This is a genomic window from Streptomyces sp. SLBN-8D4 (assembly GCF_049739545.1).
GTDB classification, from domain to species: domain Bacteria; phylum Actinomycetota; class Actinomycetes; order Streptomycetales; family Streptomycetaceae; genus Streptomyces; species Streptomyces canus_C.
In genome coordinates this window covers 8,595,683-8,610,227 of record NZ_JBMGQC010000001.1, presented here as the reverse complement: position 1 = coordinate 8,610,227, position 14,545 = coordinate 8,595,683, and the positions used below count along the sequence as shown (strand labels likewise).

Annotated in this window: 16 protein-coding genes; 13 read left to right on the top strand and 3 right to left on the bottom strand. The window is 70.2% G+C overall.

Translation table 11 applies throughout. The features are described 5' to 3' along the window. Positions 1-125 precede the first annotated feature (125 nt). From RKD20_RS39000 to RKD20_RS38955, 10 genes are all read left to right on the top strand, one after another. A protein-coding gene (locus tag RKD20_RS39000) for an IS5 family transposase (RefSeq protein WP_424883421.1) occupies positions 126-973 on the top strand; the annotation gives its coding sequence in 2 pieces (ribosomal slippage) (positions 126-489 and positions 489-973; 849 coding nt in all). A 217-nt stretch (positions 974-1,190) separates the two neighbouring features. Then, positions 1,191-2,315 (top strand): C40 family peptidase, encoded by a 1,125-nt coding sequence (locus RKD20_RS38995; protein WP_424881802.1) that lies wholly within the window; start codon positions 1,191-1,193, stop codon positions 2,313-2,315. Between the two features lie 69 nt (positions 2,316-2,384). Then, positions 2,385-2,741, top strand: a complete 357-nt coding sequence (locus RKD20_RS38990; protein ID WP_424881801.1) for a hypothetical protein — start codon at positions 2,385-2,387, stop codon at positions 2,739-2,741. Positions 2,742-2,999: 258 nt separating this feature from the next. Next, positions 3,000-3,308, top strand: coding sequence for a DUF6112 family protein (locus RKD20_RS38985; RefSeq protein ID WP_041669032.1), 309 nt, complete (start codon positions 3,000-3,002; stop codon positions 3,306-3,308). Beyond that, positions 3,308-3,997 (top strand): hypothetical protein, encoded by a 690-nt coding sequence (locus RKD20_RS38980; protein WP_424881800.1) that lies wholly within the window; start codon positions 3,308-3,310, stop codon positions 3,995-3,997. The genes RKD20_RS38985 and RKD20_RS38980 overlap by 1 nt, the downstream gene beginning before the upstream one ends. Before the next feature lie 34 nt (positions 3,998-4,031). Further along, the gene (locus RKD20_RS38975) at positions 4,032-5,402 is read left to right on the top strand and encodes an SCO6881 family protein (RefSeq protein ID WP_424881799.1); all 1,371 of its coding nucleotides are present in this window, start codon (positions 4,032-4,034) and stop codon (positions 5,400-5,402) included. A gap of 81 nt (positions 5,403-5,483) precedes the next feature. After that, a complete protein-coding gene (locus RKD20_RS38970; protein WP_424881798.1) occupies positions 5,484-6,956 on the top strand; it encodes an SCO6880 family protein in 1,473 nt (490 codons plus the stop codon). 106 nt (positions 6,957-7,062) lie between these two features. After that, complete coding sequence (locus RKD20_RS38965) at positions 7,063-7,524, top strand: DUF6238 family protein (RefSeq protein WP_424881797.1); 462 nt, start codon at positions 7,063-7,065, stop codon at positions 7,522-7,524. A 28-nt stretch (positions 7,525-7,552) separates the two neighbouring features. Beyond that, complete coding sequence (locus RKD20_RS38960; protein ID WP_424881796.1) at positions 7,553-9,058, top strand: VirB4 family type IV secretion system protein; 1,506 nt, start codon at positions 7,553-7,555, stop codon at positions 9,056-9,058. A 41-nt stretch (positions 9,059-9,099) separates the two neighbouring features. Next, entirely contained in the window at positions 9,100-9,645 is a 546-nt protein-coding gene (locus RKD20_RS38955) for a hypothetical protein (RefSeq protein WP_424881795.1), read from the top strand. Positions 9,646-9,703: 58 nt separating this feature from the next. On the opposite strand, the gene RKD20_RS38950 is transcribed toward RKD20_RS38955, so the two are convergent. The 3 genes from RKD20_RS38950 to RKD20_RS38940 all read right to left on the bottom strand — a co-directional run bounded on the left by RKD20_RS38950 (position 9,704) and on the right by RKD20_RS38940 (position 12,102). Continuing rightward, the gene (locus RKD20_RS38950; protein ID WP_424881794.1) at positions 9,704-10,150 is read right to left on the bottom strand and encodes a hypothetical protein; all 447 of its coding nucleotides are present in this window, start codon (positions 10,148-10,150) and stop codon (positions 9,704-9,706) included. 29 nt (positions 10,151-10,179) lie between these two features. Next, positions 10,180-11,718 (bottom strand): restriction endonuclease fold toxin-2 domain-containing protein, encoded by a 1,539-nt coding sequence (locus RKD20_RS38945; RefSeq protein WP_424881793.1) that lies wholly within the window; start codon positions 11,716-11,718, stop codon positions 10,180-10,182. A 96-nt stretch (positions 11,719-11,814) separates the two neighbouring features. Next, on the bottom strand, positions 11,815-12,102 hold the full coding sequence (locus RKD20_RS38940) for a hypothetical protein (RefSeq protein WP_424881792.1): 288 nt from the start codon (positions 12,100-12,102) through the stop codon (positions 11,815-11,817). A 621-nt stretch (positions 12,103-12,723) separates the two neighbouring features. Between RKD20_RS38940 and RKD20_RS38935 the strand changes: the two genes are divergently transcribed. The 3 genes from RKD20_RS38935 to RKD20_RS38925 are packed head-to-tail and all read left to right on the top strand — an operon-like array spanning position 12,724 to position 14,368. After that, entirely contained in the window at positions 12,724-12,894 is a 171-nt protein-coding gene (locus RKD20_RS38935; protein WP_424881791.1) for a hypothetical protein, read from the top strand. Beyond that, entirely contained in the window at positions 12,884-13,828 is a 945-nt protein-coding gene (locus RKD20_RS38930; RefSeq protein WP_424881790.1) for a hypothetical protein, read from the top strand. The genes RKD20_RS38935 and RKD20_RS38930 overlap by 11 nt, the downstream gene beginning before the upstream one ends. Before the next feature lie 21 nt (positions 13,829-13,849). Beyond that, positions 13,850-14,368, top strand: coding sequence for a hypothetical protein (locus RKD20_RS38925; protein WP_424881789.1), 519 nt, complete (start codon positions 13,850-13,852; stop codon positions 14,366-14,368). The last annotated feature ends 177 nt before the right edge of the window (positions 14,369-14,545 follow it).

Below are 14,545 nucleotides of genomic sequence, written 5' to 3'. Positions count from 1 at the left end.
ACCGCCCGCCGCACACCGCCGCTGGCTTACAACCCTGCCACACCTGACGGAGATACCCCCTGCCCCGGCACACCTAGAGATCGTCTTCAAAGGTGGCCAGGTGATGAGGGATCATGCTTGTCGTGGTGCGTCGTCATGAGCTTTCGGATGCCGAGTGGGCAGTGTTGTCACGGTTGTTGCCGAGTTCGGGGACTGCTGGGCGGCCCCGTTCTGACGACCGGGTGGTACTGAACGGGATCGTGTGGAAGCTGCGGACCGGGTCGGCCTGGCGTGATGTGCCGGAACGGTACGGTTCCTGGCAGACCTTGTACACGCGGTTCCGCAGGTGGGCGCTGGACGGCACGTTCTCGCGCATGCTGCGGGCGATCCAGGCGGAGAAGGACGCGGCCGGGGACATCGACTGGCTGGTGTCGGTCGACTCCACCGTCGTGCGGGCTCACCAGCATGCAGCCGGCGGCAAAAGGGGGCAGTCGACAGGGACGAAGCGGGTGATCACGCCCTCGGCCGATCCCGTGGCGGACTGAGCACGAAGGTCCACCTGGCCTGCGACGGACTCGGCCGCCCCCTCGGCTTCGTCTTATCGGGCGGCAACGCCAACGACTGCACCCGCTTCGAGCAGGTGATGGGCTCGATCACCGTGCCCAGAGTCGGGCCCGGGCGTCCGCGGACCCGGCCCGACCATGTGGTTGCCGACAAGGGCTACAGCTCTCGGAAGATCCGCGCTTACCTGCGACGACGAGGCATCCCACACACGATCCCCGAACGCGTGGACCAGGTTCTGGGCCGACTGAACCGCGGCACACGCGGCGGTCGGCCGCCCGGTTTCGACCGGTGCGTCTACCGCCGCCGCAACGTTGTCGAACGCTGTTTCAACCGTCTCAAGCAGTGGCGCGGGCTGGCCACCCGCTATGACAAGACCCGCGAGTCCTACGAGGCGGCCGTCACCATCGCCGCGATCCTGCTCTGGATCTGACCTTTGAAGACGATCCCTAGTTCACGGCCCGGCCACACGGAGCGAGCGGCAACTCGCCCCCACCGGCCCGCCTCCGATCGCCCACCCCGGCCGCCGCGCCCTTCCACCACGCCCCGCGCACGCGGCACGCCGGACACCGCACCCCCAAGGACACGTTCATGACGTCTCGCTACCCACCCATGCCCGAAACCGCTGACCGGCGAGCGGTCCGCTCGGATTGAAGGGGCTCGCCGCCGGCATCGGCGTCGTCTTCCTCTCCCCGATCCTGATCGCCGGTACCGGCATGATGCTGGCCTCCTCGGCCGACGCCGTGCAGAACAGCGGCTCCTTCAGCAGCTGCCTGAGCGACATCGACAGCGACAAGGTCGCCGAACAGGTCACCAAGATCCTCGACGGTGCCTCTGGCAAGGACGTGCACGTCGAGGGCCTGGACCTGCCCGCCGAGCAGGTCCCCAACGCGGCGACGATCGTGGCCGCCGGCCTCTCCCTCGACGTCCCCAAGAAGGGACAGATCATCGCGCTCGCCACGGCGATGCAGGAGAGCCGACTGCGCAACCTGAACTACGGCGACCGCGACTCCCTCGGCCTCTTCCAGCAGCGCCCTTCCCAGGGCTGGGGCAACGCCGAGCAGATCCGCGACCCCACCTACGCGAGCGAGCAGTTCTACAAGCACTTGCTCAAGGTGAGCGGGTGGCAGCAGATGACCGTCACCCAGGCCGCCCAAGCCGTGCAGAAGTCCGGCCTGCCGGACGCCTACGCGCAGTGGGAAAAGCTGGCCACCGCGCTACAGGGCGCCATCGCCAAGACCTTCCCCGGCAGCGGTGACGCGGACGGCAAGGACACAGACCAAGACAAGCAGTCGGCCACGACCGGCTGCGCGCCGGGCCAGGACGGTTCCGGGTTCGGCCGCATTCCCGAGGGGAGCGTCCCGAAGGGTTACTCGCTCCCCAAGGACGCGGATCCGAAGGCGCACAAGGCCATCGCCTGGGCGATGCAGCAGCTCGGGACGCTCTACCAGTGGGGCGGATCCTGCACGAACTCGCACGGTCCGGACCCCATGGGCCGCTGCGACTGCAGCTCTCTGATGCAGCAGGCGTACGCGCACGCCGGCGTCACACTCACCCGCACCACGTACACGCAGGTGGGCGAGGGCAAGGCGGTCTCGCCCGCCCACCTCAAGCCCGGTGACCTGATCTTCAGCCGCGGCAGCGCCGCACGGCCCGAGCACGTCGGCATGTACATGGGCGAGGGCCTCGTCATCGAGGCACCGCGCACCACCAAGCCGGTCCGGATCACCCCGATCAAGGACTGGACGATTCTCGCCGCCCGCCGGGTCCTCTGATACCGGCCGGGGCGCGACCGCCCCGACACACCATCTCTGACCGAGATCCCCCCGGCAGTAGGAGCATCCTTGATAACCCGCCACCGCGCCCTCGCGGCAGCCTCTCTGGGCCTGGCCGTCGCCACCGGCGGCCTGGCCACCGCCACCACGGCACAGGCGTACGACACCGGCACCACCACGATCAGTTGCAGTGCGGTCAAGGTCCGTACAGCCCCGTCGAAGACGTCCACGGTAGTGGGCATCGGCTACCGCCGCGACAAGGTCGTCTACGACCAGTGGGCGTACCGGAAGGTCGAGAAGACCTGGTACACCCACGGCACCGTCACCCGGAGGTCCGACGACAAGAGGATCCGCGGCTACATGATCTATAACTGCGCGAACCCGTACGAGACCAATCCCGCGCCGAAGCCGTCAATCCCGAAGTAGTGCACCCCGGCAGCCGGCTCGAAGGCTGAGCCGGCTCGCCGTCGACAGCAGCACCGGCCCGCTCCGCGGCCTCGCCCCCCTCCACGGTGCCGGAGCGGCTGTGTCCACGTGCACGCCACGCCGCCCTTAGCGGGCACCGAGCGGGTGCCAGCCGTTTCATGCAGGGCGTTTGCCTCCCTCTCTGCGGGGCGCTGCCTCGTTCCTCCCCTTCCTTCCGTGATTCCCGCGCGCCGATTTCGGCATGCCCAAGGAGCTTCCTTGCACCTATTCGAAACCGTGCAGTACTTGGCCTACGATCCCGGCATCACGCCGTCGGGCGGTGGACTGCCGGGCCTGAGCGTGCTGAAGAACGTCGTCAACTCGATCAACTTGTTCGGCATCGTCGCCGTCGTCGGCGCCCTCGCTGTGTCGCTCGGTGTGTGGGCCTGGGGTCATCACACCGGTGGGCACCAGGCCGAGGCCAACGGGAAGAAGGGCGCGGTCGTGGCTGCGGGCGCCGCCCTGGGCCTCGGCGCCGCGAACGGAATTGTCGCGTTCTTCTCGGCTCTCGGGTCGCAGGTCCACTGATGCGGAAACGACTCTCCTCCTCCCTGTCTTCGTTTGGCATGGGCTGGGCGGCTAACCGGCGCATCGCGCTCGTCGCCTCCGTCGTCGCCGTCCTGCTTGTCTTCGCCGGGATCGTCGCCCCGCTGACCGGCAGCGGGAACGGCCACCAGACCCCCGACACTGCCGCACCAGTTCCATCTGACAGCCCGTCCTCCACCGAGGCCGCCCCGAAGCCTTTCTCCGGATCTGGATCGGTGCCCAATCCTCCGCAGATCGCCGAGCCGGTCGCCTACGCCAAGGCGGCGGCCCAGATGCTGTGGTCCTACGACACACGCGACACCAGCCGCGACCAGCAACTAGCGGGCATGCGGGCCTGGATGACCACGGAGCCCAAGTACGCCGACTGGGCCTCGGTCTCCGGCCAGGTTCCCGATCCGGTGCTCTGGTCGCGGATGGCCGACCAGGACCAGCACGCCACCGCCAGCGTCACCGAGGGCCACTACCCCTCCGCCTTCAAGCAGGCGCTGGCCGACGACCCGTCCGCGATCACCGAGGCGTACATCTACGTCGTCACCGTCAACGGCAAGCAGCAGATCGTCTGGAAGCAGGGCGGCGGCGGTGCCGAGGAGCGCGCCGTGACCCTCGCCGTGCAGTGCCGCCCCAACCACGACTGCACCCTGGCCGCCATCGCCCCGAGCGTCACGCAGTGACTCGCGCCTGACACACGAAAGGGAGTAACTCCCCGTGGGTTTCTGTGACTTCCCCTTGGCAGACAAGCTGTGCACTGTTGGCGACGCGGTGTCCTTCGCCTCGGACCCCGGCAAGGCCATCGGCGACTGGATGGCAAAGTCCGCCGGTGAACTGGCAGCCGCCGCAGCCGACTTGGCCGCCGAGGCGGTCAACACCACCACCAAGGTCGACCTGAACGCCGTATGGTTCCGCGACAACTACGAGATGCTAATTCCGCTGGGCCTGGTCCTGCTGGTCGCGACGTTCTGCGCGCAACTGGTCAGGGCCGCCGTCAGACGCGACGGACAAGCCCTCACACAGGCATTCACCGGCACCATGTCGGGCGTCCTGTTCGCGTTCTGCGCCATCGCCCTGACCACGGTCGCCGTCGAGGTGGTCGACGCCGTCTCCGACGGACTGTTCAAAGCCGCGAACCTGGACATCGCCTCGGCGGTACGCCGCATCGTCAAGGTGAACCAGATCGCCAGCCTGTCCGGACTGGGCTGGCTCGTCGCGGTCGTCGCCGGCCTCGGCGCCGCCATCGGCGCCTTCCTCTACTGGTGCGTGATGATGGTCCGCAAGGTCGGCATCCTCGTCATGGTCACCCTGGCGATCTTCGCCTCCGCCGGCGGCGGCTGGGAGGTCGCCAGGCGCTGGCGCAAGGGCTGGATCGAAGCCACCGCCACCCTCGTCGTCTCCAAGCTCTTGATGACCGTGATCTTCGTTCTCGGCATCGCCGCCATGGGCAAGACCGAGGCCAAGGACGGCATCGCCGCTCTGGCCGACGTCATGTCCGGCATCGTGATCATGATCCTGGTGCTGCTGTGCCCGTACGCCGTCTTCAAATTCGTGCACTGGGCAGCCGACGGCACCGACGGCGAGTCCATCCACCGGGCCGGTGGCGCTGGAGCCCAGATCGCCAAGGCCCACGCCGAGAAGGCCGCCCGCAAGGCCGCCGCCACTGCGGCCACCGCCGGAACCGGTGGCGCTGCCGCCGGAGCCGGCGCCGCACCGCAGGGGCCCGACGCCGCCAGCGGAGGCGGTTTCCCCGGCGACGTCGCCGCCAACCCGACCGGCGGGGGCGGCGAGGGCAAGGAAGGTTCGCAGGGCGGCGGCTCGCCCGGTGGCGATGCCATCAAGTCCGGTCTTCAGAAGGCTGTCCAGCCCGCACCGACGAGCGTGTCCGACGACGCCAGCGGCCAGGTGGGCGGCAGCCCAGGGCCGGGCGGATCCGGCGCGAACGCCGCATCCGGCCAGGGCAGCGGATGGCAGTCCACGGCGCCGACGACGACCCCGCCGCCGCAGGGCGCACCCCCGTCCCCCGGCTCACAGAGCGCCACGTCCAGCGGGGCGAGCGGACCGCCGTCGCCTCCGACCGGCCTCTGACCCCCTGCCCGACTCCCGGGGGCGGGACGTGCACGTCACCTCCCGCCCCCGGGTTCCACCCGCGCCACCAGGACCCGCCCCTTGACTGATCTCTCCGTCGCCCCGGTCACGGTGAAGTTCCCGCACCGGTCCCGCCGCGGCATCCTCCTCGGCCTCTCCCTCCCCCAACTCGTACTCGTTTCCTGCACGCTGGCGCTGCTGCTGATGACGGTGATCTCCACCGGACTGCTCGGCGCCGTCGCCCTGGCCCCGCTGTGGGCCACGTCCGGTGCACTCGTCGCAATCCGCCGGCACGGCCGCTCCCTAATCGACTGGGCGCCGATCGTCGCCCGCTACGCACACCGCCGCCGCAGTGGCCAGACCCTCTGGCTCGCCCGACCCGTCACCCGTCCCCGACAGGACGGCATCCTCCACCTGCCCGGCACCGCCGCCTCCCTCAAGGTGGTCACCCCCAGCGACTCCGCCAACCAGGCTGCGGCCGTGCACGACCCGCACCAGCAGACCCTGACCGCCATCGCCCGTGTCAGCAGCCGCGCCTTCGCCCTCCTCGACCCCACGACCCAGAACCGCAACGTCAGCAGCTGGGGACGCGCGCTCGCCGGCATCGCCCGTACCGGGCACATCGCCACCGTGCAGGTGCTGGAACGCACCGTCCCCGACAGCGGCGACACCCTCACCCGCCACTGGACCCAGAACGGACAGCCCCGCACCCCCGTCGCCGGACAGATCTACTCCGAACTGGTCGCCTCAGCCGGACCCGCCGCCGCCCCGCACGAGACCTATCTCGCCATCTCCCTCGACCTCAAGGCCGCAAGGCGCCTGATCAACCAGGCCGGCGGAGGCTTGCCCGGGGCGTTCACCGTCATGGCGCAGACCACCGCGTCCATCGCCCAGGCCGCCCGCAACGCCGGACTCCAGGTCACCGGATGGCTCACCTCGCGCGAGATCGCCGCCGTCATCCGCACCGCCTACGACCCGAAGGCGCTCGCCGCACTCCAGCAGTGGTCCCCCACCGGCCGCGCCGAGGCCGACTCCGAAGCCGCCGGGCCCGTCGTCCACTTCGAGGAATACGACCGCCTCGCCACCGACTCCGCACGGCACACGACGTACTGGGTGGAGAACTGGCCGCGCACCGAAATGGGGGCCGGGTTCCTGCACGGGATCATGTTCACGGCCGGCGTGCGCCGCAGCCTCTCCCTCATATACGTGCCGCAAGGACTCGAGCCCGCGCTGCGGGACGTCCAGCGCAAGAAGGCGGCGATCATCGCCGACGCCAACGAACGCGCCCGCCGCGGGCAGGTCGACAGCGAGGAAGATTCCGTCGAGTACGCCGACGTCAAAATGCGGGAACGGCAGCTCATCGCCGGGCACGCGGACGTCGCCCTGACCGGCCTGGTCACCGTCACCGCCGAGACCGACGCCCTCCTGGACGCCGCCTGCGCACAGATCGAGACCCACGCCGTCACCTCGGGCGTCGACCTCCGCAGACTCAACTACCAGCAGCCGGACGCCTTCGCCCTCACCGCGCTCCCGCTCGCCCGGACCGCCCTGTGAGCCGGACCCGTTCCCCACACCCGGCACCCTGGCCCACTGTTCTTCGATCACCCGCGACGGACCACCCGTCACCGCCCCTGCCTCCCGGCAGGAAGGACCACCACCTTTGACCTCTCGCACACCTCCGGACGACGCGCACCCCTACCTCCGCGCCGCGAGCGCCGGAGTCCGCCACCACACCCGGGCCCTTGCCTCCTCGGACGCGACCCCGTCCCGGCCGGCAGACCGCCTGCACCTCGATGTGGTCCACGCTCACCTCACCGCCCTGCACCAACTCCTGGACCGGCTCGCCGAAAGCGCCCGGCCACCGCACCCCGCCGCCGGCCGCCACCTCGCCGCCGCGCATACCCGCCTCTGGCAGGCCGCCAGCGAGGTCCACTCCGCCTTCCACCTGCTGCCCAGCAACACAGCAGCAGAACCCGAGGCGAGCGCGTGCCATCCCGAGCGGCTGCCCGAGGGACCGCCCGTGCTGACGATCTGCCAGCGCCACCTCGCCGCCGGACACAGCATCCGCCGCAAGACCACCCCCACCGACCTCCGCCCGCACACCACGGCCTGCGTGCGATGAGCACCACCCGCAGAATCGAGGGCCACCGATGAGCCACCGGCCCGCCCGCCGCGCCTCCGCCAGCCCGCTCTTCACCCCCCACGGCACCGACCGCGCCAGCCGCAAGGCCGCCCGTCGCCAGCTCGCCGAGGCCACCGCCAAGGCCCGCGCACAAGCCAGCGCCCACCAAACCGAGAGCACATCCGCTGAGCACGAGATACCCACCGCGCTCTACCCACCGAGCGGACGCCCCGGGCCCGCCTCCGCACGTGGAAACCGGCTGAAGCTGCCCGCCCACCGCATGACGACCGCCGTGGTCGCCGGCGCGTATCCGTTCCTGGCAGAGGGCGGACTCGGCGCCGAGGGCATCTACATCGGGCGCGACGTCCACGCCGAAGCCAGCTTCGTCTTCGATCCGTTCGCGCTGTACGGCCGCGTCGAGGGATTCACCAACCCGAACCTCTTGCTCGCCGGAGTGATCGGCCAGGGCAAGAGCGCGCTCGCCAAGAGCTTCGCCCTGCGTTCCATTGCCTTCGGATACCGCGTCTACGTACCGTGCGACCCGAAAGGCGAATGGACGCCGGTGGCGCAAGCCCTCGGCGGCCGATCCGTAGCCCTCGGCCCCGGGCTGCCCGGACGACTGAACCCTCTGGACGCGGCACCGCGCCCGCAGAGCGTTGCGGAGGCCGACTGGGTCGGCGAGATCCGCAAACGGCGCCTTCTCCTGCTCGGCTCCCTGGCCCGGACGGTCCTGGGCCGGGACCTGATGCCCATGGAGCACACCGCCCTCGACGTCGCCCTGGACGCCATCGTCACCCGCGCCGCTGCCACCGGCCGCACCCCGCTCCTCGGCGACGTGGCCGCCACCCTCAACAACCCCAGTGCGCTCGACGAAGCCGCCGGGATGATGTCGGGCCAACTCGGCGACGCCGCCCGCGACCTGGCCCACGCGATGCGCCGCCTCATCCACGGTGACCTGGCCAGCATGTTCGACGCCCCCTCCACCGTCGCCTTCGACCCGAACGCGCCAATACTCACCATCGACCTGTCCCGTCTCGGCGGCTCCGGCGACGACACCGCCCTCGTCCTGGCGATGACCTGCGCCTCCGCCTGGATGGAATCCGCCCTCTCCGATCCGTCCGGCGGCCGGCGCTGGATCGTATACGACGAGGCATGGCGGTTGATGAGACACGTCGGTCTGCTCCAGCGCATGCAGGCCCAGTGGAAGCTCTCCCGCGGCCTCGGCATCGCCAACCTCATGGTGATCCACCGGCTGTCCGACCTGCTCACCGCCGGCGACGCCGGATCACAGGGGCGCGCCCTGGCCGAAGGGCTCCTCGCGGACTGCTCCACCCGCATCATCTACCGCCAGGAGACCGACCAACTCCACGCCGCGGCCTCGCTGCTCGGCCTGACCTCCGTCGAAATGGACGCCATCGCCCACCTCAACCGAGGGCGTGGCCTGTGGAAAGTCGCCGGACGATCTTTCATCGTGCAGCACCTCCTGCACGCGCACGAGCTGGCGCTCTTCGACACCGACGCTCGCATGCACTGAAAGCGATCAAATGCAGGGAAAACCTACCGAAAGATCCGGACATGCTGGACGCTTCCGCACACTCTATTCCGGAGCGCCTGCACCAGTTGTGCCTCGAACTGCGAAGCGCCACCAGCACCCTCGAACTCCTCGACGCGGATGGCCAGGTGCCTTCTCCCCTGCCCATCCGCAAGCTGCTGCGGCACACGGTCATGGCCCAGACCCTCGCGACCGCTACCACGCGGCTAGCCAGCGACCTCGCCAGCAGCATCGGAGCCGAGCCCTCCAAGGAGCAGGCCAAAGCCCTCGCCGGCATGGTCGCCGCAGTAGCGCAGACGTCGACAGCCGCCCATCTCTTCGCTCGTATCGCCGAGACACCGGCGTCTCCAGCTCCCCAGCCGGGCACCACGCACGCCGAGCGCCGCAACAGGCGGACGCTCATCGATCACGCCACCGGACGACGCGAATTGCGGCGGGCCTCCGAATCCGTCCAGGCAGTGGGACAGCATCTGAGCGACCATCACGCCTATCAGCGCTTCCTCGCCGACATGCGTCTCCCTCCCCGTCCACCTGCTCTGTCCCGGTTCCCGACCACCTCACGCTCCTAGCGTCAAGGGACGCGACAGCGCGGTCCCTGCACTCGGGCAGGATGCTGGCTGTGTACGGTCAGTCGAGGTCGCCCGTTGCCACCAGGTGGTCGACGAAGGCCGCCGTGATGCCCTGCGGGTCGGTGTCCAGGACGGCTGCGTCGGGCAGCTCGGCTTCCAGACCCCATTCCGTGTTGAACGTGACGGCCGCGCCCTGCGGGACCACGGCCGACCTCAGCCAGGTCACCACACCGGCCGCCAGAGCGACGGTGCAGTCCTTGACGGACACACCCTCGGGCGACAGCAGGGCCATGCCCTCCAGCTGCTCCTCGTCCACCGTGATGCCGAAGTGCATCGACGACCCCGTCACCGGCCCGTCCGTGCCCTCCTCCACACGGATGAACGCCTCAGGGTTCCGCTCCCGCAACACGGCTTCAAGCCCCGCGTAGGTCAGCCCCCAGCTCTCCCCCGCGGGCGGGGTGAAGACGTACAGGGTGCGCAGGGCGGCGATCTCTTCCGGCTCCATCGTGGGGGTGCTGCCTTCTGTGCGGGGGGTCAGGGAACGTAGCGGGCGTGGCCGCTGACACCATAGGCGGCCATCATGACGCGCCAGTACTGGACCGCGTCCTGATTGTTGGTGACGGTCTCCACGCCGCGCATCTCGCTGTTGCGCGGGTCGGTCAGCGCGGCAGCGTACTTCTTCAGCTCGTCACGATCCGACCGGTACAGGAAGTCCTTCTTGTCGGACGCGTGGTTCTCGCGCAGTTCTTCGAGCGAGCGATAGCAGCGCTGGTCCGGCTTGTTGACGTACTTGGCCTCGATCGCCATGCCGTCGCTGTCGCGGAAGCCGTCCACCATCAGGGTGCTCTTGGCGCTCAGCCCCGGCGGGATGGGAACCTCGAACTCCGGGTAGCCGGCGACACGGCGCTGGTAGGCGATCTCGGCAGGACGGCCGCCGGAGAAGTCGCCTTCGCGCAGTGAGCTGAGCCAGGTCTGGAAGTTGCCGCGCTGGGCGGGGGTGAGCGGCGGGAAGCGGGGGTCGGGCGGGAGGGCCGGCGGTATCGGCTGGACGCGCGGGCCGTTGGCCGGCCGGTAGGCAACCGGGACCAGCGTGGGCACCCGGATGAGCGGAGCCACAAACGGCGGCAGGCCGGGCAGCAGGCTGTCGTTGTCCGGGCGGGGCAGTTTCACCCGGGCCCTGGCGCTGTCGAGGGCGGGCGGGATCTGGCCGAGGGCGGTGATCCGCGTGTCAGCGGCGATCAGGTCGTGCAGCCCGCCGTCGTAGCCGTCCCCGCCGAACCTGGGCTGCTCCCACGGCATGAGCACCTCGCTGGTGGGCGAGGTCTGTTCGTACGGCAGCCGGGCCTTGGCCGTTTCGATGTGAGCGGCGTACGCCTCACACGCGTCGGCGAGCATCTTGCAGGCGGACGGCAGGTTCGCCATCAGGGTCTCGTCCTCGCTCACCGCACTGGACGGGGGCCGCTTGCCCACGAACCTGCCGAAGAACTCCTCGACCGCGTCCGCCGTCACGCCGACCTCGTCGAGGGTGGCCCTCTTCCACGCGGCCTCCGCATCCCAGTACGCGTCCTCCAGGATCTTGCCTGCACTGCGCCAGGATCCGGCCACCGCCCGCAGCTTGCCCGGCTGGCCGAGGAAACGCTCGTTGAACAGGTACTGGTCCATTCCGCTGGTCTCGCCCACGACCTCGGGCAGATCCTCGGCCTGGTGACTCGCGCGCGGGCTGCAGTCCGGTCCCGTCGGCTGCGCCCCGATCTCCGGTGCCTGCGGGCTCTGCGCCAGCAGCTCCGCGGCGATCCGGCTTTCCGTCTTCAAGAACTCCTCGGCGGACTTCAGCAACGCGCCCGCCCCGCTGGCCATCACCCGGTGGGCGAAGCCGGCCTGTTCGAAGACAGTCGTGACGGCTTGCCTGTACACGGTGGCGAAGGCCCGCCCGGCCGTGTCGTCGCCCGCCATGCCCCCGTTCCCGCTGAGTTCGGCGGACAGCAGGCTCAGCATGTCGAAGATCAGGTCACGCAGCTCCACCAGGGACCATGACGCGTTGACGAAGTTCTCCGTCTGATGCCGAATGTCCAACGTTCCCCTCGCCCTGCCCGGCCCAACTCCCCTCGCACCGTACACGGTTGCGAATGAGGCATACGCGGGCAGTGGCTGACATCAGAGCAGCCGCCGTCACGGGCACGACCGGCGGCGCACCCCGTCCGGCAGGAACCTGCCCTGCCCAGGCACGTAGCGGGCGGGCACGAGCATCTCGATCCGCACGTGCACGCCCGTCTCAAGGCCCGCTCTCTCCTTCATCACATCGACCAGAAACCCCTCATGTCCCATCCCGACTTCGAGCTGTACGACAACGTCGGCCGCACCGCCGACCAGATCCGCGCCTACCACACGCGTTCCGCTACCAGGGCGGATCTGCGCCGCTGGGCCGATCGCGATGCCGAAGCATTCCGCACGCGGCACGCCCTGCCGCCCGAGCGGTTCCCCACCCCGGACCTGAACCTCTACCGCGCGCGGCTTTGGACGCGGCGGAGACGCCGGCCGAGTTCAGCACCGTACTCAATGCCCTGCTGGACGCCGTCGCCCCGTTCCTCGGCGAGGTCATCGATCATCTGGCCGCCACGGCGAAGTGGCGGGACCAAAACCGAGGAGCCGAACCCGAGTCACCGCCCTGGTTGCTGCGCCAGCAGCATCGCCTCCGGACTGGCCATGGCCAGCGAAGCCGATCTCAAGATTCTTCGCGCGCACTACGACCCGGCCCCGGACCGCGACGGGCCCCTGAAGCAGACCCGCACCGCGCCCGGGCCGCCCCCGCTCCCGCCGCCCAGCCCGCAGCCCGGCTCAGCAGGCCCACGGCGCTGACCGCCGAAGGATCAACCACCCGCCACCTCAACTTCCCCGGCTTCCTCCCCGCGCACTCCCATTGCAAGAGCCCCGTGCCACCGCCACATAAACCGAGCGGTCGCCACCGTTGAAACCGGGCCGCTGCCCACCTTCACGAGGAGTCCCCTGAAACGCCCCGCCCACTTCAGCGACGCCGACTATGCCGAGTACCAGCAGTGCCAGGCCGAGCACGACGACCTCATGGCGCAGATCGCCGACCACGAAGCCCAGATGGAACACGGCCTGATCAACGCCTACGACGAGTACGAACTCGCTTTCAGTCCGGTGCCGAAGCCGGAAGCCACCCCCGCTCGCCGGACGCCTCCGCCGCACCGCACGCCGACCTCCCGCAGGAGGAGCCGTGGCCGCTGACGACGCGAGCACCCCAGACGCCCGCCGCGCGGCTCCGCTCGCGCCGCTCCCCGACCATCGCAACGTGGACACCCCGTGGTGGCAGGAGCTGTGGTGCCGCCACGCACACATCACCACACCGCTGCGAGAGCGCGGGCTGGAGTGCGACATCGAGTTCGGCCTCAGCGCCTACATCGTGCGCGTGTCGCTCCCCGACGACAGCTACCTGATCATCGGCCCGCCGCAGGAGCCCTCCACCGACCACCCGCCAGGAAACCCGCAGGGCTGGATCGCGACCCGTGAGCACCCCGACGACCAGGCACTGTTCGAGGTCGTCTACGACTCGGCTCCCTCCGACGACCCCGGTGCCCCCCAGCGGGCCGAAGTCCGCCACGGCGGCAACGCCCAGCCCCTCATCGAGGCGATCGACCATCGCCTCGCCCAGCTCGGGCTGCTGCCACATCCCCTCTCACCCACCACCAACCCGCACTCGCTACCGGAAACGCCGACGCTCCACGAGCCTGACGCCCCGGACGTCCCCGACGCAGACCGCGGCCCTGCCTACGTCTACGGCGACGCGCTGCTCGCTCTGACCGACCGGCTCAACGCAGCCGAGTCACACGCGGACGCCGCTGACCTGCTGCACCAGATCCTGGATCCGGCCAACGGCCTGCTCGAACGGCTCGGCGAGTTCTTCGAAGCAGCCGGGGAGAAGGCCAAGGAAGCCGAGGAGGACGACGGCTTCGACCTGTCCCACGACCTCGCCGACGCCGCCGCCAAGATCCGCAACCTCGGAGAAGTCCTGCACGTGGCCGAGGACCGGATGCGGGCACTGGCCCCGCGCGTGCCAGCGCCGCGGCTCCCCGCCGCCCCGTCCCGTGCGCCGTCCCTTCCACTGCGGTCCCTCCCGTCGGCATCACCGAAGACCGCACCAACGACCAGCCGTACGCGCTGATCCACTCCCTCCCGCAGCCCCTTGGAGCCTCCAGCCGCACCGCTCGCCGTACCCTGCCGCTGTTCGTCGGCGCCTTCGCCCCGGAAGGGCTCGAAGAGGGCCACGACGATCCGCACGCTCCACGCAGTATCGTCCTGCCGCCGTTCGCCAGGTCGGGCTGCCCTGGCCGTCGCCGATCGGTACCTGCCCTCCTACGAGCCTGCCGTCCACGCCCGCCGGACCGCGGCCATCGCCGCCGTACTCGGGGGCATCTTCTCCGAGCACGACACCTGGCAGGCCATGGTCGTCTCCGGCCGCTACAGCGACGCCACCCCGCTGAGCGCCGCTGCTCTGGGCGCCGCGACCGAGGAATTCCTCGACCGCTCCTGGCGCGGCTTTCTCACCGCCGTCGACCACGCCCCGGCTCTGATCGACCGGTGCCGTCCCGCCAGCAGCCCGTGGCACGACGACATCGCGACGCTCTCCCGCCTGGCCGACGCCGTGACCGATGCCGAGACCCTGCTCGACGAGGTGGTCCACGGCGGTCCCGTGCCGTCGTAGGAGCGCGATGCCCGCGCGTGGCCGGCCGTCCAGACCTGGCTCACCGACGGCGCGATCTTCCTGCGCCAAGCCCGCGTGGCGTACCCCACCGCCGCCCGGTCCTCCTCGTCGCCGCCTCGGTCCCCCCTCGCCGCCGCGGCCCGTCCGGCGCACCTCAGCCACTGACAGCTCCACCCC

Bases quoted from the DNA above. Each gene is read 5' to 3' on its own strand.
- RKD20_RS38935 (WP_424881791.1), top strand. From the start codon at position 12,724: ATGGCGCAGATCGCCGACCACGAAGCCCAGATGGAACACGGCCTGATC.
- RKD20_RS38980 (WP_424881800.1), top strand. From the start codon at position 3,308: ATGCGGAAACGACTCTCCTCCTCCCTGTCTTCGTTTGGCATGGGCTGG.
- RKD20_RS38950 (WP_424881794.1), bottom strand. From the start codon at position 10,150: ATGGAGCCGGAAGAGATCGCCGCCCTGCGCACCCTGTACGTCTTCACC.
- RKD20_RS38960 (WP_424881796.1), top strand. From the start codon at position 7,553: ATGAGCCACCGGCCCGCCCGCCGCGCCTCCGCCAGCCCGCTCTTCACC.
- RKD20_RS38955 (WP_424881795.1), top strand. From the start codon at position 9,100: ATGCTGGACGCTTCCGCACACTCTATTCCGGAGCGCCTGCACCAGTTG.